Origin of the sequence: Salinibacterium sp. NK8237 (assembly GCF_015864955.1) — a bacterium.
GTDB lineage: Bacteria > Actinomycetota > Actinomycetes > Actinomycetales > Microbacteriaceae > Rhodoglobus.
Genome location: NZ_JADYWE010000001.1, coordinates 1,046,174 through 1,063,399 on the forward strand (window position 1 = coordinate 1,046,174; position 17,226 = coordinate 1,063,399).

The 17,226-nt window shown below is 61.1% G+C and carries 19 protein-coding genes and 1 tRNA gene; 8 read left to right on the top strand and 12 right to left on the bottom strand.

What is annotated here, in order from left to right; genetic code table 11:
• Nucleotides 1-163: 163 nt before the first annotated feature.
• Together I6E56_RS05045 and I6E56_RS05050 are read right to left on the bottom strand one after the other, a co-directional pair.
• Nucleotides 164-760: a LytR C-terminal domain-containing protein gene (locus I6E56_RS05045; RefSeq protein WP_197136450.1), complete on the bottom strand. Its 597-nt coding sequence runs from the start codon at nt 758-760 to the stop codon at nt 164-166.
• Nucleotides 761-763: 3 nt separating this feature from the next.
• Nucleotides 764-1,060 carry a DUF3263 domain-containing protein gene (locus I6E56_RS05050; RefSeq protein WP_197136451.1) on the bottom strand — a complete coding sequence of 99 codons (297 nt, stop codon included), beginning with the start codon at nt 1,058-1,060 and terminating at the stop codon, nt 764-766.
• A 134-nt stretch (nt 1,061-1,194) separates the two neighbouring features.
• Here I6E56_RS05050 and I6E56_RS05055 point away from each other — a divergent pair, with 134 nt between their 5' ends.
• Nucleotides 1,195-2,301 (top strand): hemin ABC transporter substrate-binding protein, encoded by a 1,107-nt coding sequence (locus I6E56_RS05055; RefSeq protein WP_197136453.1) that lies wholly within the window; start codon nt 1,195-1,197, stop codon nt 2,299-2,301.
• A gap of 9 nt (nt 2,302-2,310) precedes the next feature.
• Here I6E56_RS05055 and I6E56_RS05060 read toward each other — a convergent pair whose 3' ends face one another.
• Nucleotides 2,311-3,153 (bottom strand): HtaA domain-containing protein, encoded by an 843-nt coding sequence (locus I6E56_RS05060; RefSeq protein ID WP_197136455.1) that lies wholly within the window; start codon nt 3,151-3,153, stop codon nt 2,311-2,313.
• Complete coding sequence (locus I6E56_RS05065; protein WP_307842776.1) at nt 3,153-3,611, bottom strand: GNAT family N-acetyltransferase; 459 nt, start codon at nt 3,609-3,611, stop codon at nt 3,153-3,155. The genes I6E56_RS05060 and I6E56_RS05065 overlap by 1 nt, the downstream gene beginning before the upstream one ends.
• Before the next feature lie 53 nt (nt 3,612-3,664).
• Here I6E56_RS05065 and msrB point away from each other — a divergent pair, with 53 nt between their 5' ends.
• On the top strand, nt 3,665-4,063 hold the full coding sequence (gene msrB / locus I6E56_RS05070; RefSeq protein WP_197136457.1) for a peptide-methionine (R)-S-oxide reductase MsrB: 399 nt from the start codon (nt 3,665-3,667) through the stop codon (nt 4,061-4,063).
• Here the strand turns inward: msrB and I6E56_RS05075 are convergent.
• The gene (locus tag I6E56_RS05075) at nt 4,060-5,031 is read right to left on the bottom strand and encodes a DMT family transporter (RefSeq protein WP_197136459.1); all 972 of its coding nucleotides are present in this window, start codon (nt 5,029-5,031) and stop codon (nt 4,060-4,062) included. The genes msrB and I6E56_RS05075 overlap by 4 nt on opposite strands.
• 36 nt (nt 5,032-5,067) lie before the next feature.
• On the opposite strand from I6E56_RS05075, the gene I6E56_RS05080 reads away from it, so the two are divergent.
• Nucleotides 5,068-5,141: transfer RNA gene (locus I6E56_RS05080), tRNA-Thr, on the top strand.
• Nucleotides 5,142-5,454: 313 nt separating this feature from the next.
• Nucleotides 5,455-6,570, top strand: a complete 1,116-nt coding sequence (gene dapC, locus I6E56_RS05085) for a succinyldiaminopimelate transaminase (RefSeq protein WP_307842777.1) — start codon at nt 5,455-5,457, stop codon at nt 6,568-6,570.
• Nucleotides 6,571-6,643: 73 nt separating this feature from the next.
• Here the strand turns inward: dapC and I6E56_RS05090 are convergent, their stop codons facing one another.
• Entirely contained in the window at nt 6,644-7,684 is a 1,041-nt protein-coding gene (locus tag I6E56_RS05090) for a zinc-binding dehydrogenase (protein WP_197136461.1), read from the bottom strand.
• A gap of 118 nt (nt 7,685-7,802) precedes the next feature.
• Nucleotides 7,803-8,843 carry an alcohol dehydrogenase catalytic domain-containing protein gene (locus tag I6E56_RS05095; protein ID WP_197136463.1) on the bottom strand — a complete coding sequence of 347 codons (1,041 nt, stop codon included), beginning with the start codon at nt 8,841-8,843 and terminating at the stop codon, nt 7,803-7,805.
• Nucleotides 8,844-8,945: 102 nt separating this feature from the next.
• On the opposite strand from I6E56_RS05095, the gene I6E56_RS05100 reads away from it, so the two are divergent.
• Nucleotides 8,946-9,545, top strand: a complete 600-nt coding sequence (locus tag I6E56_RS05100) for a YdeI family protein (protein WP_197136465.1) — start codon at nt 8,946-8,948, stop codon at nt 9,543-9,545.
• A 28-nt stretch (nt 9,546-9,573) separates the two neighbouring features.
• Here the strand turns inward: I6E56_RS05100 and I6E56_RS05105 are convergent, their stop codons facing one another.
• The 4 genes from I6E56_RS05105 to I6E56_RS05120 all read right to left on the bottom strand — a co-directional run bounded on the left by I6E56_RS05105 (nt 9,574) and on the right by I6E56_RS05120 (nt 12,419).
• Nucleotides 9,574-10,779, bottom strand: coding sequence for a DUF6596 domain-containing protein (locus I6E56_RS05105; protein WP_307842778.1), 1,206 nt, complete (start codon nt 10,777-10,779; stop codon nt 9,574-9,576).
• 55 nt (nt 10,780-10,834) lie between these two features.
• Nucleotides 10,835-11,182, bottom strand: a complete 348-nt coding sequence (locus tag I6E56_RS05110) for a YciI family protein (RefSeq protein ID WP_197136468.1) — start codon at nt 11,180-11,182, stop codon at nt 10,835-10,837.
• Nucleotides 11,183-11,192: 10 nt separating this feature from the next.
• The gene (locus I6E56_RS05115) at nt 11,193-11,612 is read right to left on the bottom strand and encodes a DUF1761 domain-containing protein (protein WP_197136470.1); all 420 of its coding nucleotides are present in this window, start codon (nt 11,610-11,612) and stop codon (nt 11,193-11,195) included.
• A gap of 159 nt (nt 11,613-11,771) precedes the next feature.
• Entirely contained in the window at nt 11,772-12,419 is a 648-nt protein-coding gene (locus tag I6E56_RS05120) for a fasciclin domain-containing protein (protein WP_197136471.1), read from the bottom strand.
• 205 nt (nt 12,420-12,624) lie between these two features.
• On the opposite strand from I6E56_RS05120, the gene I6E56_RS05125 reads away from it, so the two are divergent.
• Both I6E56_RS05125 and I6E56_RS05130 read left to right on the top strand, forming a co-directional pair.
• Nucleotides 12,625-12,906, top strand: coding sequence for a hypothetical protein (locus I6E56_RS05125; protein ID WP_197136473.1), 282 nt, complete (start codon nt 12,625-12,627; stop codon nt 12,904-12,906).
• Nucleotides 12,907-13,005: 99 nt separating this feature from the next.
• Nucleotides 13,006-14,811: a cytochrome c biogenesis protein DipZ gene (locus I6E56_RS05130; RefSeq protein WP_197136474.1), complete on the top strand. Its 1,806-nt coding sequence runs from the start codon at nt 13,006-13,008 to the stop codon at nt 14,809-14,811.
• 75 nt (nt 14,812-14,886) lie between these two features.
• On the opposite strand, the gene I6E56_RS05135 is transcribed toward I6E56_RS05130, so the two are convergent.
• Nucleotides 14,887-15,870: a thioredoxin domain-containing protein gene (locus tag I6E56_RS05135; RefSeq protein WP_307842780.1), complete on the bottom strand. Its 984-nt coding sequence runs from the start codon at nt 15,868-15,870 to the stop codon at nt 14,887-14,889.
• A 189-nt stretch (nt 15,871-16,059) separates the two neighbouring features.
• Between I6E56_RS05135 and I6E56_RS05140 the strand changes: the two genes are divergently transcribed.
• Nucleotides 16,060-17,160 carry an ABC transporter ATP-binding protein gene (locus I6E56_RS05140; RefSeq protein WP_197136475.1) on the top strand — a complete coding sequence of 367 codons (1,101 nt, stop codon included), beginning with the start codon at nt 16,060-16,062 and terminating at the stop codon, nt 17,158-17,160.
• Nucleotides 17,161-17,226 lie beyond the last annotated feature (66 nt).

The following is a 17,226-nucleotide window of genomic DNA, read 5'->3' on the forward strand; positions in this document are numbered from 1 at the left end:
GCGAATAAGTTGGCACTCGAACTACGCGAGTGCCAAGGTCAAAATTAGCACTCGACAGGGGCGAGTGCAAGATGGCCCAGCGCACTCGACAGGGGCGAGTGCAAGATGGCCCAGCGCACTCGACAGGGGCGAGTGCAAGTCGGCCCAGCGTGCGGGCTTCCGTTTATTCTGTGGACTCTTCTGTGGCTTCCGCTGCGGGGGCGAGGTAGTCGGTTCCGAGAACGATGGTGAGTTCTGCTGCGGGGAAGACGTCGGCTTCGACGAGGCGGATTTCACCGTGTTCGATGGCGGCGACGAGGCCGGAGGCTACGTCTTCGTCGTCGGGGTTGCTGTAGTAGATGTAAGTTTCTTCGATGTCGCGGGCGGAGGCGGGGGCTGCGCTTCCGGTTGGCCAGCCTTCTTCGGTGAGTGCGTCGAAAACGGTGGTTTGGAGTCCGCTTTCGGGGGTGCCGTTGAGAACGTCGATGGTGAGTTCTCGTTCGGGGTCGATTGTGGAGGGGTCTGTTAGTGGTGCGACAGTTTCGGTGGGTTCGGGGGTGGCGATCGATTCTTCTGGGGAAGCGAAGAAGGGGATGCCGAGGTCGTCTTCGAGGTATTGGCTGAGCGCGAAGAGTCCGACGAGCACGAGTATGCCGGTGGCGAGGAGTGCCCAAGCGAGACTGATCCAGCCGCGTCCGCGTCGTCGAGGGCCGCGGTGGGCTCCTACGCGGTCGATGTCGTCGGGTAGTTCGTCGAATCGGTCTTTCGGGTAACTCGCCATTGCTTAGTCTGTCGATTCTTCGTCGTGGTGGGGGCTGCGCACTGATCGGGTGTGCATCCGGTTGTCTCTGCTGCGGCGCAGTCGCGAGACCAACATGGGGTCATAGCGCACGGCTGCCGGAGAGTCGATTACCGCATTGAGCATTTGATAATAGCGCGCACTTGAGACCTGAAACTGGGAGCTGATGGCCTCTTCTTTGGCGCCGACGTGGCGTGTCCATTCGCGCTCGAAGTCGAGGATGGCGCTGTCGCGTTCGGACAGGCCGGTAGCGGGGCGCGTTGCGGCTTCGTTTTCTGACACGGCTATTCCCTCCACTGTGGTGGTAAGCCTAGGGTGTGAGGGCTGTGGCTCCCCCGAACGACTCGGCTTCGTGGACCAATTGGAGACAGTCGAGGTTAGGATTGCCTTAGTACCCGATATTCTGATTGGTTGTCATGCGCACTCGACTGTTCACTGCTGCGGCGGTGTTGTCTGGCGTTGTGCTTGCAGCGAGCGGATGTTCGGCCGCCACCATTGCCGAAACGCCGGCTGTGACGGTCACAGCTGATGTGGCTTCTCCGCTGTCGGCGCTGACGGTGTTGGACGATGCGAAGGATTACAGCGGGCTGGTGCGGGCGGCTCTTCCGTCATCCGGAATTCTGGCTACCGATGAGGCACCGGTTCAGTCGTTGCCAGTGACGGTGCTTTCGCATGATTTGGCCGGAGACGTGCCGGTCACGATGTTGTCGACTGATCGTGTGATTTCGATGGATATTTCGGGGTCGATTGCGGCGACGATTGCAGGGTTGGGAATGTTGGATTCGTTGGTTGCGCGCGACATTTCGACGACGTTTGATGAGGCATCCGATTTGCCGGTGATCACGTCGAATGCGCACACCGTGAACAGTGAGGCCATTTTGGCGTTGCGCCCTGACCTGGTGTTGACGGATGGCTCGATTGGTCCGATCGATGTGGTGTTGCAGTTGCGCGATGCGGGCATTCCGGTGGTGTTTGTGGACACGGATCCTTCTATCGAGGGCATTGCCGAGTTGGCGCGTCAGACGGCGGCCGCGCTGGGTGTTGCCGCCGCCGGTGATGCCTTGGCTGCAGAGCTGAGCGCCACAATTGAGGCGAAGATCGCTGAGATCGCTGAGATCGTGCCCTCGGGTGACCGACTGCGCATGATGTTTCTCTACCTGCGGGGCACCTCGGGCATTTATTATTTGTTCGGCCAAGAGTCGGGCTCTGATGTGCTGATCGATGCGCTCGGCGGAGTGGATGTCGCAGCCGAGATCGGCCTCGAAGGTATGCGCCCGATGACCGATGAGGCCATGGTCGCGGCGAATCCTGATCTCATCCTGGTGATGACTGGGGGTCTCGACAGTGTTGGCGGCGTGAGTGGATTGCTCGAAGCTCGCCCCGCGGTTGCCCTCACGGAGGCTGGCAAGAACCAGCGTTTTGTCGAGATGGATGACGGCGAGATTTTGAGTTTCGGCCCGCGTACGGTCACGGTGCTTGATGCACTCGCTCGGGCGATTTACGCGCCTACGTCAGGTTCGTAGAGCGGGCAGCTACATTGCTTCGACGCGGTTGCGCCGGCGGCGGCGTCCGAGAACCAACACGATGGCAATCGCTACGAGAATGGCGATGATGGCTCCGATGATGATCAGAGCGCTCAGAAGTGCTTGATTGACATCCTGCGGTTGCGGCATGCAGTCAGGGGTCGCGCTAAAGGTCACGGTGATGGGGTCGAACTCTTCGCCGGCGGGATAGGTGCCGAAGGCGTCGGAACCCGCTTCGGTGAGAACGACGGGCGCACTCTCGAGGGTTGCTGTGCCGTTGACGACTGTGATGCCCGACACGTCGATTGTGGCGAAATCGACGTCGCTCTCGTCTACCGGGAGACCCTCTTGCGTTGTGCCGAAGACGTCGAAGACGAGATTCGCTGTGGTGCTGCCGTCGAACACAATTTCTAGGCCGGTGAGGGTGGTGTCGAGGATGCCATCGTGGCCGGTAAGCCGAAGGCTTCCGTCGAATGAGAGAGTGCCACTGCCCGCGTCGAGCTGGCCGGATCCTGCCGTCCAGCCGAAGGCGGGCGTTTCGTAGGTGGCGCCGTCGCTCACCGTCCACTCGCCGTTGGCGATGGTGCCGCTGATGTACGACCGCAGCGACTCTTTGAGGCCCCACATGATGGCAGCATCCGTTACGTCGCACACAGTTCCGTCGGCGGCGATTGTCGTCTCCGAAGTGTCGGTCGCGGCCGGCGAATCGGTCGCAGCTGCCGTCTGGTCGCCACCGACAGTCAGCGTCTGTCCTGGCTCCGCGGCTCCACTCGTCATCGGCGTGAGCGCTATGAGAACCGCGGTGACAATGAGCGCGGCGGGGCCGAGTACGCAAACGTCGAGGCCGCGCACTAGCGACCTGCGCGGTACATCGACTGGTGCATGATGGTGGCTTCGTCGTAGAGCTCGCCGAAGGCTTCGAAGCCGAATTTTGTGTAGAGCGGCACGATGTATTCCTGCGCGTGCAGCAGCATCCCTTCGCCACCAAAGTCGGCGACGATGCGCTTCATGATGATTTGGGCGAGCCCTTCTCCGCGGTGGTCGTCGCGCACGACAACTCGGCCAATGACGCGGTGGCCATCGAGGTGTTCGGCGGTTTCGTTTAACAACACGCGGATGTACGCGACGACGTCATCACCGTCTGCGAGCCAATAGTGACGGGTGGCATCCTCTTGATCACGGTCATCAAGTTCGGTCTCGTCGACTTTTTGCTCAACAAAAAATACGTCAGTGCGCAGTTTCATGATCGAGTAGAGCTCGGATGTTGTTAATTCGCCCCAAGACTTGGCGATCACGGAATCAATAGGCACATCCCCGAGTTTAATGTACTGAGCAGAGAAAGCTCACGAACAGAGGAGACCACATGACGTACAAGGTGACTAAGACTGACGAGCAATGGCGCGAAGAGCTCGGAATCAAGTTCTCAGTGCTGCGTGAAGCCGGCACCGACCGTCCGTGGTCTGGCGCCCTTCTCGATGAGAAGCGTGCGGGAACCTACCGCTGTGGCGCCTGCAGCGCCGAGCTATTCAAGAGCGACACCAAGTTCGACTCCGGTTCGGGGTGGCCGAGCTTCTACGAAGCAATCAACCCGGATGCCGTTGAGCTGCGTGAAGACCGCTCGCTGGGAATGGTGCGCACCGAGGTTGTCTGTGCAACCTGTGGCTCACACCTCGGACACCTGTTTGACGACGCCCACCAGACGCCGACCGGTGACCGTTTCTGCTTGAACTCGAGCTCGCTGGAGTTTGACGAGCAGGACTAGTTCGACAGCAGCGTTTTCGGTGGTCGCTTGCCCGCGAGGGAAGCGATCGCCACCGCGATGAGGGTGAGTACCACGCCGATTATGGTGGTTGGTGCCACCCCATCGCTGTCTGTAGGCAAAAGAAGTTCAAGAGCGAGCGCTCCGAGCAGCTGCCCCGCGATCGAACCGAGTGCGAAGAACAGCACCCCGGTGATGGGCACGAGCACAGCGGCAACGATGATGAAGATCACGCCGATCGCTCCCCCGAGATACAGCGTCAGGTCGGTAGGGAACTCGTGCTGCCAGCCGCCGATGAAGCCAAACACGATTGCCGCGATGGCCAGCACCGAGGTGCCCGCAATGAAGTTGACGTAGGTCGCGGTGAGCGGCGAACGCGTCACATGCCGCACGTGACCGTTGATGGCTTGCTGCCATCCGATCCCGAAGCCGGCAATGAGCGGCAAGAAGACCAGCAGGAATGGTCCATCGAGGCGCAGGTCTGACAACCCCGAGAAAATGACCGCGCCCACAGCGAGGGCGGATGCCGCCACCCGCAGCGGAGTAACGGGGCGCTTCTGCAGACTGCCTATTCCCACCCGGTCGATGACCGCGGAACTGATCGTTTGACTCGCCACCACGGCGACCGTGAACAGCGCTACGCCGAGGGCTGTTGCTGCGAGCCCCTGAGTGAGCACGAAGAATGCGCCAAAGGTTCCGCCGGTGAGATACCACCAGGGCAAGCGCTTGCTTCTGACTTCGGTGCCCAGAGTGCGGAATCCAGCACGTGCGCTCGGCACAAAAGGAACGATCAGAGTAAGGATGACGAGCCCTGATCCGAACGAAATGAGCGCCGCGAGAGTCGAATCGTGAAGTTCTACCGCGAGCTCTCCATTGATGCGACTTTGGCCTGCAACAAGGGCTCCAGCGACGATTGCGGCGACAATTCCGGCGAGCGCGCGGCGGCGACTGCGTGGGTTGGTTGGGAGCATAGGTGAAGTCATGTCTAAAATAGGGCGTTGGCCCAAGCCTCCTTAGCTCAGCTGGCTAGAGCACCGCTCTTGTAAAGCGGGGGTCGTCGGTTCGAATCCGACAGGAGGCCCAGCAAAGATGTCGAGGGCAGTCGGGGTTGTTTTAACCCTAGCTGTCCTCGACATCGCTGTTTAACCAGCGACCGTCGGCGGGATGCCGCGCGTCGGCTACGTCGGATCGATCTTCCTCATGCTGAGGAGGACCCACACGGCTGATCGCTCCGCCGGTACGAATAACGCCGATAGCGCGTCTACGCCTATGTGTTTCATAGGAAGCTCTGGTTGGATAGGTGACATGGATGCCTTCTTCAGTTTCGCCGGAGCCCGCTCGCCCCTTTCCCGGGCAGTATCGACACTTTCGATTCGCCGCTCCGGAGTTGTCGCGTGACCGCCGCTGTGGGGTCTTCGGCTCCTGTGACTCCGTCACCGATGGAGGTATCGGCTGAGCTTCGTCGTCGTGCAGTTGCCCACCCGGGCGGGTTTGCCGACCTCGCGACCGCTTCCCCTGTTGACCCGACGCCGCAAGTTTTTGTTGATGCGCTGGCTTCAGCGGGCGGCGCACCTGGCTATCCCTTGACCATTGGTGTCGTCGAGCTGCGTGACGCGATGGTGAACTGGTTCGATCGCATCCGCGGTGTCACTCTCAATCGAGAGGGTGTGCTGCCCACGATCGGCTCTAAAGAGCTGTTGGGTTTACTGCCATTCTTGCTCGGCCTCGGCGCGGATGACGTCGTGGTACGCCCGGCGCTGGCCTATCCAGCCTATGAAGCGGGGGCGCTCGCCGTGGGCGCCAGCGTCGTCGCTGAGGACGATCCGGCCAAGTGGCCTGAAGCGACCAAGCTCATTTGGCTGAACTCCCCTCGCAACCCCGACGGCCAGACCCTGACCGTTGAGGAGTTGCGTCGTGCTGTCGCCCGAGCTCGTGAACTCGGTGCTGTAATCGTCGGCGACGAGTGCTACGCCGTTCTGAACGAACGCAACGGGGAGCGAATCCCTTCGATCCTCGACCCGAGAGTGGTCGGCGACGACATGAGCCAGGTTCTCGCCTGCTATTCGGTCAGCAAGCAGTCGAACATGGCTGGATACCGCGGTGGCATGGTGGCCGGAGACGAACAGCTCATCGGAAAAATCGCTTCGAAGCGCCGCAGCTTGGGGCTCATGGTTCCTGCGCCGGTGCAGCAGGTGCTCAGCGCAGTTCTCTCCGATGACGAACACGTTGTCGAGCAGCGCGACCTCTACACCTCCCGCCTTGAGCGTCTCCGCACTGCCGTCGAGGCAGCCGGGCTCGAGATTCACGGCTCGGAAAGCGGCCTGTACCTTTGGGCCACGCGAGGCGAAAGCGGAATTGATACCGCAATGGCGCTCGCCGACATCGGTGTGCTTGTCTCGCCCGGCGAGTTCTACGGTCCGAGCGGCACGCAATTCGTGCGCTTTGCCGTGACGGTTCGCGATGAGTACCTCGACCGGGCAATCAGCGCGCTCGAGTCATGGTCCCGCTGACGAGACCACAACTCCTGGGCCCGTTAGCGAAACCACAACCCGTGGTCCCGCTAACGGGAAACCAGCTCAGGGTCTAAAAGGCGACCATTACCTTGAGGCTCTCGCGGGAGTCCATGGCGGCGTATCCCAGCGCTACGTCGTCGATACCCACGACGCGATCGAAGACACGACCAGGAACGATCGAGCCGTCGAGCACGTCCTGGAGCGCGGATTCGATGTAGGCGCGCACTGGGGCAGGTCCACCCGTGAGCGTAATGTTGCGGCTGAAGAGTGAGCCCCAGCCAATCGGAGCCTCGGAATACTGGGGAACGCCGACCCGCGAGATGGTGCCGCCCACACGGACAGAGCCCAGAGCTTGCTGGTACGCCGGGAAGTGGCCAACCGCCTCGATGACGACGTGACTACCCTCGCCGCTGGTGAATTCGCGCACGCGGGCGACTCCTTCTTCTCCGCGCTCGGCCACGATCTCGTCCGCCCCGAACTCGACACCGAGGTCGGTGCGCGCCTGATGCCGCCCCATGAGGATGACCCGCTCGGCCCCGAGCTTCTTTGACGCCAATACGGCCGACAGCCCGACCGCTCCGTCGCCAATCACTGTCACTGTCTGCCCCGCACCAACGCGCCCCATGTGAGCGGCGTGGTATCCGGTGAGGTAAACATCGGACAGGGCGAGAAGTGACGGGATCAGTTCGCTGTTTTCATCGACGCCCGGTACCGCCACCAGACTGCCGTCTGCCTGCGGCACTCGTGCGTACTCCGCTTGGAAGCCACCAACCTCGGGCTTGTTGTAGAAGCCACCGTGGCGGCAGGAGGTGTGGAATCCTTCTTGGCAAAAGACGCATGTGTTGTCCTGGTAGGTGAACGTAGCGACGACAAGGTCGCCACGCTTCACCGAGGAGACCTCAGAGCCGATTTCCTCGACTACTCCGACCATCTCGTGGCCCATCGGAGCACCAATCGGGCCCGGCTTGCGCGTGTGATATGGGTGCAAGTCTGAGCCGCAGACACAGGCACGAACCACCCGAACAACGGCGTCTGTCGGAAGCTGGATCACCGGGTCCGCTACTGTCTCCACTCGGACATCGCCCGCGCCGTAAAGAAATGTTGCCTTCATAGGTTTTCCTCGCAATATAAGTCTGCGGCTGAAGTCGTTCTCCACGTGGATCCGTGAACGCGCGACCAGATGACGAAACAACCCTACACGGCACGATTTAGCCTTCGAGGCAGGGCGATTACGTCGGGTCGACCATCACCTTAAGAGCGGTGCGCTCATCCATCGCGGTGTAGCCATCGGGGGTCTGCTCGAGCTTCACGGTCTGGTCGAAAACGAGGCCGGGGTTGACTGTTCCGTCGAGCACGGCGGGCAACAGCTGCTCGATGTACGCGCGAGCGGGGGCCACTCCACCGACAAGGCCGACGTTCTTACCAAAGAGGCTGCCGCGGCCGACCGGGGCATCCTCGTACTGCGGAACGCCCACACGACTGATCACTCCGCCGGCACGGACAACGCCAAGGGCCTGCTCGTAGGCGGGCATGAAGCCGACAGCTTCGAGAACCGCGTGGCTTCCCGTGCCGCCGGTGAGTTCGCGCACCCGGGCGATGCCCTCTTCGCCTCGGTCGGCGACGACATCCGTGGCTCCGAAGTGGATGCCGAGGTCAGTACGCGCCTTGTGGCGGCCCATGAGGATGATGCGCTCGGCACCCATCTGCTTGGCGGAGAGCACAGCGAGGAGACCGACAGCGCCATCACCGATGACGGTAACGGTCTGGCCGGGAGCAATGCGAGCCTTGTAAGCCGCGTGCCAACCGGTGGCGTAGACATCAGAAAGCGTGAGGAGGCCTGCGTACTGTGACTCGTCGACGGTGCCGGGAACCTTCACGAGGGTGCCGTCGGCGAAGGGCACGCGCACAGCTTCGGCCTGGCCGCCGGTGATTCCACCGTTGCCCCAGTAGCCACCATGGATGCACGAGGTCTGAAGTCCTTCGAGGCAGAACTCGCAGGTTCCGTCAGAGTAGGCGAACGGCGCGATCACGAAGTCGCCGACCTTGAGCGTCGCAACGTCTTTGCCGAGCTCCTCAACAACGCCGATGAACTCGTGGCCGATGGGGCGAGCATCCGCATCCGCCGGCATCGAATGGAAGGGGTGCAGGTCGCTGCCGCAGACGCACGCGCGGGTGATGCGAACGACCGCGTCAGTGCTCTCGATGAGCTGAGGGTCAGGGGCAGTGATGACGCGGACATCGCCGGCGCCGTAAATGTAAGTAGCTCGCATGGGTCTATTCAACGCCCGATTCGTGCCCAGCAACGAATCAGCGTTTGCTCAGGCGGCGGGGGCTACCGGCCGACCGTCGGTGGCCTTGACTAACATCAGGTCATGGCCAGCTTTGCCGACAAACCCATCCTCGACGTCACCATCGCCGAGTGGACGGCCTTCCTCGAGAACGAGCCCTCGCCCGACGGCGTGCGCCTCAAGCTCCGAAAAAAGCTGTCGAAGGCACCGGGCATCACCTGGAGCGAAGCGCTCGACGTTGCCCTGTGCTTCGGATGGATCGACGGCCAGATGGCACGCCTCGACGACGACTACACGCTGCAGGCCTTCACTCCGCGCCGCAAGAACAGCCCCTGGTCACAAGTAAACCGCGACCATGTTGCCCGGCTCATCGAGGAGGGCCAGATGCGGCCAGGCGGTCTCGCCGAAGTTGAGCGCGCCAAAGCCGACGGCCGCTGGGATGCTGCGTACAGCCAGAAAAACATGACCACTCCCCCAGATTTGCTGGCCGCTCTCGACGCCAACCCTGCCTCTGCGGAGTTTCACGCCGGCCTCGCCAAGAGCGTGCGCTTTCAGATCTATGCGCGCCTCACCGGCATCAAGACTCCGGCGGTGCGCGCAGCCCGCATCCGGGATGTCGTGGAGAAGGGCGCGATCGGCGAGCACCACTACGCGCAGCCGACGCCTCCGGCGAAACGGCCGTAGCTGCGAGATGCGCGGGACTCCGCCGGCATTACCCGGGCAGCTGCGCGATACGCCGATCGAGATGCTGCTGCTCGGCGGCATTCGTGGCCAGTTCGCGCGCCCGGGCGAAGGCCGGAGCCGCGGCATCCGAATCGCCCGCACGCAACAGCAGCTCGGCTTTAGTTGCCCAATACAGGTAGTAGTTCTCTAGGCCGCTGATCTCGCTCAGTAAGCGCAACCCAGCATCAGGCCCATCCGCCATCGACACGGCGACGGCGCGATTGAGAGCGACGACGGGCGATCCACTTGTCATGGCCAGCAGTACGGCGTAGGCGGATGCGATAGCCGGCCAGTCAGTGTCAGCGGCAGTGCGCGCGGTGGCATGGTGGCGCGCAATGACCGCTTGCGTTTGGAACGGCCCCGGCTGCCGTCGTGCGAGGGCACTGTGCAAGAGCCCGTTGGCTTGCTCGATGAGTTCGCCATCCCAGCGGGTGCGATCCTGCTGCTCAAGAAGAATCAGTTCGTCGCCGCGAAAACGGGTGTCGTGGCGGGCCCGAGCGTAGAGTTCGAGCGCCAGAAGGCCTTCGACTTCGGGGTTGCCCGGCAGCAGATCGCGGGTGGTGATCGTGAGGCGAATCGCTTCTTCCACGAGGTCGACGCGACCACCGGTGGCGCTCCCCCGTGAGAGATAGCCTTCGTTGAAAATGAGGTAGAGAACCGTAAGCAGGGCATCCACTCGCAGTGTGAGGTCCTCCGGAATGCTGAGCGGGATACCCGCGTCACGAATCTTGCGCTTCGCCCGCACGATTCTTTGGGCGAGGGTCTGTTCGGGTAGTAAGAAAGCCGCGGCGATCTCGGCTGTGGTGAGGCCGCCGACGAGCCGAAGAGTCAAGGCCACTTGGGTGTCTCGCCCCAGCGCGGGGTGACAACAGAGCAGAAGCAACCGAACGTGTTCATCGCCCGAATAGTGGCCATCGTCAATCATGTCGGGCACCTCCTCGTCGTTGCTACTGGGACCACGATCACCGTTGTTGCGCTCGGCGGCCGCCACGAGATCCGGTGCCGCTCGTGCTAACCGGCGAGCTTCTGCAGCGTCTCGGCGTACGTGGTCGATGGCACGATTGCGCGCGACCGTATAGAGCCACGCAGCAGGGTTGTCAGGAACGCTGCCCCAGTTCAGCGCTTCGACAAGCGCATCCTGCACCGCATTATCGGCCACATCGAGGCCAAAACGGTGCGTAAGAAGAGCGAGCACGTGCCCACTCTCCTCACGCGCCAGGCGGGTGACCGCCGCTGAAATAGCGGTCACGCTACTGCGGAACCGCCGGACGAACCTCGATCGAGCCGGCCGGAATCGGAATGGCAGCCGCGAGCGCGAGCGCCTCATCCAAGTCCTTTGCTTCTACGAGATAAAAACCACCGAACTGCTCCTTCGTCTCGGCAAAGGGACCATCGGTGATCGTGTCGCCGGCACCGTAGGCCCGACGAATCGTGGTCGCCGTCTCGACGCCCTGAAGTTGGGCTGCGGTGACGAGGTGTCCGCCCGTGGCCAGCATTTCGTTGTACGCCATCCATGGGGCCATGTATTCCTCGAATCCGTCGCTACCGGGTTCTGGACCGTCGAAAGGTTCTGAGTTGATCAGGATCATGTACTGCATGTTTTTCTCCCTAAGCGATCTGTGACGTGTGGCCGAAAAGGCCGATAACAACGGACATGACGATGAGAACTGCAAGTTGATGACCCATATCGATCGCAAACAGCGTCGGGGACTTCTTCTCAAAAAGATACTCGACAGCGTTCCGCGACGCGGTAAAACCGAGCCAGCCAATGGATGCCACAGCCAGCGTCACGGTCAGAAACGAGCCACCAAACTGGTCGTGCGCGATCGCTGCCGCAAGCGCCAGCACTGTTGCCGTCATGGCCGTGGCCACGAGCGCCAGCAGATACGCCCACCCGGGAGTCTTCGCGCTCAGATCTATCCCGGCTCGCGCCGCCCACGGCTTGCCGAGAAGCGCTGGTGAAAACCAGGCCCACCCGACGAGCATCCCCGCAACGGTGGCGATTGCGATCGCCAGCACATTCAGCATCATCTTGTCCTTTCGGGGCCGGAATTTCCTGCCCTTCACTGACATGACGCAGGGCACGTGCCGAATCGACACGTGCCCTGAAAAAACTTTTGAAGAGTCTGGGGAACGCAAAAACGGGGACCCGCGCTATGCGCGGATCCCCGTGAGTTTTACTACAAATTATGCACCGGGGGTGAGGACACCATCGATGAGGTAAACGGTTGCGTTGGCCGTGTGAACGCCACCGCAGATGACGTTGGCACCGTTGACGGTGATGTTGTCGCCGCTACCAGCAACGGTGATGGTCTCGCCGTTGACAGTGGTGAGCTCGCCAGCAATGTCATCCGGAAGGATCTGGCCGGGGACAACGTGGTACGTGAGGATGCTCGTGAGCAGGTCAGCGTTCTCGGTCTGCATGAGAGCTTCTACGGTCTCAGCAGGAAGTGCTGCGAAAGCGTCGTCGACGGGAGCGAAGACGGTGAATTCTGAACCGTTGAGCGTGTCAACCAAGTTGACGTCAGCGTTGAGGCCACCCGATACGGCTGCGGTGAGCGTGGTGAGCAGCGGGTTGTTCGACGCGGCTACTGCTACCGGGTCCTGAGCCATTCCGACGATCGAGCCGCTTCCGTCTGGAACGGTCTCGGCGTAGGCGGCACAGCCGGCGCCGACGAGGTCTGTGGTGTAGTCCATCTCCATTGCCGACGAGCTCTCCTCGGGAGCGGGTGCTGCTGTGTCTTCCGTTGCGGCACTGGAACAACCGGCGAGGCCGACCATTGCTACTGCAGCGAAGGTGAGGGCGGCGAAGGTGTTGCGCTTAATGGATCGCATGTGAATCTCCTTGGTGAAAGTTGGTGGCCCCCGAATGGACCCGGCTTGCCGACTCTCTGCCGGCTTACACAGGACTATTCGGATCACCCCCGAAAACGGTTTGGAAGATTCTCAAAAGTTTTTTGAACCGCTTTCGCGCATAGGAAGGTACTGATTCTTCGCACGTAAGCTCAGAACGACTCCAGCAATCCGAAAGCAGTGCGATATGACCCGACGTTCCGCCGAGAAGAGTCGGCATCGAGCAACGCCCGCATCCGTTCTGGCAACTCTCGGCGGCGTGATCGTAAGTTGGATGCTGGGGGCGGTTGCCGTGCGGCTCGGGCTCGACTGGTCAGATACCTTCCCCTACTCCCCCGCCTCCGAGTGGCGCTACCTCGGCGTTGCTGTGCTCGCGCTCGCTATTGCGATCGGCGGGAGCATTGCTACGTGGCGCTTCTCTCGCCGCTTCCACCGGCATCCGCTTGCTGATCCCGAGCAGCGCCCCTAGAGGCGACGCAACCTCAGACCAACCAATTCGGGCAACGGTTCCGAACTGAGTGCAGCCGTCCGGGCTCCCGGGCGTCACACAGTTCTGTGGAGGAACCTCATGCTCAGTCTCGCCCTTATCGGCTTCCTAGGAGGCATCATCACGGGCATATCCCCGTGTATCTTGCCGGTTCTGCCGGTCATCTTCTTATCCGGTGGCGCCATGAGTGCCCGCGGCGAAGGGGAAACCAAGAAGCGTCGCTTTGCCCGCCGAACGATGCCCCTGGCATCCGACGCTGCGGCCATCAGCGCTACCGCGACCGCCGAGAAGGATGCCGCCCCCACAGTGTCGAAGTGGCGCCCCTACTTCGTGATTGCCGGCCTCGTCGTCGCGTTCAGTGTCTTCACGCTGATTGGCTCGCTCATCTTGGCGCTACTGAACTTGCCGCAGGACTTCCTGCGTTGGGCCGGAATCGTCGTTCTCATCCTGATCGGCCTTGGCTTGATCATCCCCGCTTTCCAGCACATTTTGGAGAAGCCCTTCTCGTGGATTCCGCAGAAGAACGTCGGAACTGACCGTGGCGGTTTCGTGCTCGGCCTGGCTCTCGGTGCCGTCTACGTGCCCTGCGCTGGACCAGTTCTTGCGGCCATCACGGTTGCCGGCTCGACTGGACGCATTGGGCCCGAGACCATCGTGCTCACCATCACTTTCGCTCTCGGAGCGGCTCTTCCGCTGCTCATCTTCGCTCTTGCTGGCCGCCGTGTCGCCGAGCGCGTCAAGACGTTCCGTAAGCACCAGCAGAAGATTCGCGTCACGGGTGGCGTACTGATGATCGCTCTCGCGATCGGCCTCGTTTTCAACCTTCCTCAGGCACTTCAGCGCCTCGTTCCCGACTACACGAGCGCCCTGCAGGACCAGTTCAGCAACTCTGAACAGATCGCAGAACAGCTCAACCTGGGTGGCCTCGTCAACGAACAGAACAAGGATCTCGACCAGTGCAGCAACGGAGGCACCGAGCTCGAGAGCTGCGGCATCGCTCCCGACATCCAGGGAATCCAAGAGTGGTTCAACACCGAGAACAACGAGGAAATCACTCTGGATGAGCTGCGCGGCGAGGTCGTTTTGATCGACTTCTGGGCGTACTCCTGCATCAACTGCCAGCGTGCGGTTCCGCACATCAACAGCTGGTACGACGCCTACAAGGATCTCGGTTTGAACGTCATCGGCGTCCACTCCCCCGAGTACGCCTTTGAGAAGGTTCCGGCCAACGTCAAGGCTGGCGCCGAGAACTACGCAATCGAATACCCGGTTGCTCTCGACAACAACCTCAGCACGTGGACCAACTACCGCAACCGTTTCTGGCCGGCGCACTACCTGATCGACGCGGAGGGCGTTGTTCGTCACATCAAGTTCGGTGAAGGTAGCTACCAGACCACCGAGAAGCTCATTCGTGAACTACTCGTGGATGCCAACCCTGACGTTCAGTTGCCGCCGGCAACCGAGGTCAGCGATGACACTCCCGAGGCGGGAACCACGACGCCTGAGACGTACCTCAGCCTCGGCAAGGTCGTGAACTACGGCGGCGACGAGAAGTACTCGTCGGGCACCAACACCTACAGCTTCCCGTCAGAGCTCGCCGACAACAGCTTCGCCCTTGAGGGCGACTGGGAGCTGACCTTCCAGAACGCGACACCACGCAACGGAGAGGGCAGCATCAAGCTGAACTACACCGCGAGTGAAGTTCGCATGGTGCTGGGTGGCGAAGGCACGATCACGGTCACTCTCGATGGCAAGACTCAAGTGATTGACGTCTCCGGAACACCGAACTCGTATTCGATCATCCCCAAGGGAGACTCGATCGAGACCGGCACACTGGAGGTCACGGTGAGTGAAGGCGTCGAAGCGTACTCGTATACCTTCGGCTAACCGCTCCTCCTCTGCATAACGAAATAGGCCCCCGATCCATCTGGATCGGGGGCCTATTTCGTGCGCTGAGGCTAGTTACGACTCGGGAGTCGCAGTGGGCGTTGGCGTTGAGGTCGAGCTCTCGTTGAAGGTTTCTCCCGTGAGCTGAACAACGAAAGCTTGGAAGGCAGCGAGGTCATCTACAGCGCCCTCGTACTTGACTCCGTTGACAAGCACGGTCGGAGTTCCGGTGACCGTTACGTCATCTGTGTTGGGGATGGGGTCAGAAAGAGCGCGAGCGCTCGAGTTGCTTACCCACGACTTGAAGCTCTCGTCGTTGATGCACTCCGCGATAACGTCCGTGTTTTCGACTCCCGCAACGTCAAGCAAATCGATGAGGTCGTCATCGGTGAGACCCGATGAACTTTCAGCAGGTTGCACTCCGTCAGAGAGCAAGAGCGAGTGGTAGCTGTAGAAGTCGTTCGGCGAAGTGTCGGCAACGCACGCAACGGCGTTTGCTGCACGCGACGAATAGCGTGACCCAAGCGACAGACGGTCAAGAATTGTGATGGGGTGGATTTCGAGCGTCGATGCTCCGTTGTCGACCAGACTCTCGATGTACGCACCATTGGTTTCTTCGAAAAGGCTGCAATAAGGGCACAGGTAGTCGACGTACATCTGGATGTCGAGAACGCCGGATTCCTCGTCACGATCATTCGCGATGGGGTCAGCGTCTGCTGCTTGAGCGTCGGATGTCGTCGCGATAAAGCCCTGATTGAGCTGGATGCCGTCGCTAGCAAAGTTCTGCGGGCCTGGGCCTGCTGGCTGGTTCGAGTTCACGAGAACGAGCGCAATTACCGCAACGATCGCGACGAGGGCGAGGCCAACGCCACCCTGAAGAAATAGCTTGGTGCGGCGATCTTTCTTCTTCTGTTCTTCACGCTGGATTCGGGACTTTTCCCGTGCCGCTTCGCGACGCTCATTCTTCGTGAGTCGGCTGTCGCCGGAATTGCCGTTGCTCAATCGAACCTCATCTGCCATGTGTTTCGCTGTGGAGGGCACCCAAAAATTACGGCGCACCGGTCGAATTCTAGGAGAAATCTCTGGGAATTGCCCAACTGAACCCTAAGACTGCGCCTATTTTGCGATCGGCCACGCGGTAACCTGACCCCCAAAAGAGTGCAATAATGACCCAACGCGGTTTCGACCGCCGTCCATCACAACGGATCGTCCGGCACGTACCTGCCGGTGAAGGAGAAAACTAGAACAATGGCGTCTGTAACCTTTGACAATGCAACACGTCTCTACCCGGGATCAACGATCCCCGCAGTAGACAAGCTGAATCTTCACGTAGAAGACGGCGAATTCCTCGTACTGGTCGGCCCTTCGGGTTGCGGTAAGTCCACCAGCCTTCGCATGCTCGCCGGCCTTGAAGAGGTCAACGATGGCAGCATCCTCATCGGCGACCGCGACGTCACCGATGTTCCCCCGAAAGACCGCGACATCGCCATGGTCTTCCAGAACTACGCTCTCTACCCGCACATGACGGTTGCCGAAAACATGGGCTTCGCGCTCAAGATCGCCGGCGTCAACAAAGAGGAGCGTGCAGCTCGCGTACTCGAAGCAGCGAAGCTTCTTGACCTTGAGCCTTACTTGAGCCGCAAGCCCAAGGCACTCTCGGGTGGTCAACGTCAGCGTGTTGCCATGGGTCGCGCTATCGTTCGCCAGCCTCAGGTCTTCCTCATGGATGAGCCGCTCTCGAACTTGGACGCCAAGCTTCGCGTGCAGACTCGTACGCAGATCGCTAGCCTGCAGCGTCGCCTCGGAGTCACCACGGTTTACGTGACTCACGACCAGACAGAAGCGCTCACCATGGGTGACCGCATCGCTGTGCTCAAGGATGGCATCCTCCAGCAGGTTGGTACTCCTCGCGACCTGTACGAAGCACCGCAGAACATCTTCGTTGCTGGCTTCATCGGCAGCCCCGCCATGAACCTCTTCAGCGTCGACATTGTCGATGGTGGCTTGCAGTTCGGCGATGCTGTTGTGCACGTTGACAGCGAAACGCTTGGCGAAACTACTGCGAAGACCGTCACCATTGGCATCCGTCCAGAAGACGTCATTGTTTCGACGACCGGCAGCGGTCTTCCTGTTGATGTCGACCTGGTCGAAGAGCTCGGTGCTGACGGTTACCTCTACGGTCACGCAGAAATCAAGGGCGAGCGTGTTGACATCGTTGCTCGCGTTGATGGCCGCTCGCACCCGAACGCTGGCGAGAAGGTCTTCTTGACCCCTGAGCCTCACCACGTGCACGTGTTCGACACCGAGTCGGGCCTGCGCCTCACCAAGAAGCCTGTAGTCGCAAGCTAACTTCCGCTTTACGATCGAGCCCGTCGACGTCGAACCCAGTTCGGATGTTTGGCGGGCTCGTTCTAT

Coding starts and splice junctions, on each gene's coding strand:
- I6E56_RS05045 (WP_197136450.1), bottom strand. CDS start 760: ATGGCGAGTTACCCGAAAGACCGATTCGACGAACTACCCGACGACATC.
- I6E56_RS05055 (WP_197136453.1), top strand. CDS start 1,195: ATGCGCACTCGACTGTTCACTGCTGCGGCGGTGTTGTCTGGCGTTGTG.
- msrB (WP_197136457.1), top strand. CDS start 3,665: ATGACGTACAAGGTGACTAAGACTGACGAGCAATGGCGCGAAGAGCTC.
- I6E56_RS05075 (WP_197136459.1), bottom strand. CDS start 5,031: ATGCTCCCAACCAACCCACGCAGTCGCCGCCGCGCGCTCGCCGGAATT.
- I6E56_RS05090 (WP_197136461.1), bottom strand. CDS start 7,684: ATGAAGGCAACATTTCTTTACGGCGCGGGCGATGTCCGAGTGGAGACA.
- I6E56_RS05095 (WP_197136463.1), bottom strand. CDS start 8,843: ATGCGAGCTACTTACATTTACGGCGCCGGCGATGTCCGCGTCATCACT.
- I6E56_RS05100 (WP_197136465.1), top strand. CDS start 8,946: ATGGCCAGCTTTGCCGACAAACCCATCCTCGACGTCACCATCGCCGAG.
- I6E56_RS05110 (WP_197136468.1), bottom strand. CDS start 11,182: ATGCAGTACATGATCCTGATCAACTCAGAACCTTTCGACGGTCCAGAA.
- I6E56_RS05115 (WP_197136470.1), bottom strand. CDS start 11,612: ATGCTGAATGTGCTGGCGATCGCAATCGCCACCGTTGCGGGGATGCTC.
- I6E56_RS05120 (WP_197136471.1), bottom strand. CDS start 12,419: ATGCGATCCATTAAGCGCAACACCTTCGCCGCCCTCACCTTCGCTGCA.
- I6E56_RS05125 (WP_197136473.1), top strand. CDS start 12,625: ATGACCCGACGTTCCGCCGAGAAGAGTCGGCATCGAGCAACGCCCGCA.
- I6E56_RS05130 (WP_197136474.1), top strand. CDS start 13,006: ATGCTCAGTCTCGCCCTTATCGGCTTCCTAGGAGGCATCATCACGGGC.
- I6E56_RS05140 (WP_197136475.1), top strand. CDS start 16,060: ATGGCGTCTGTAACCTTTGACAATGCAACACGTCTCTACCCGGGATCA.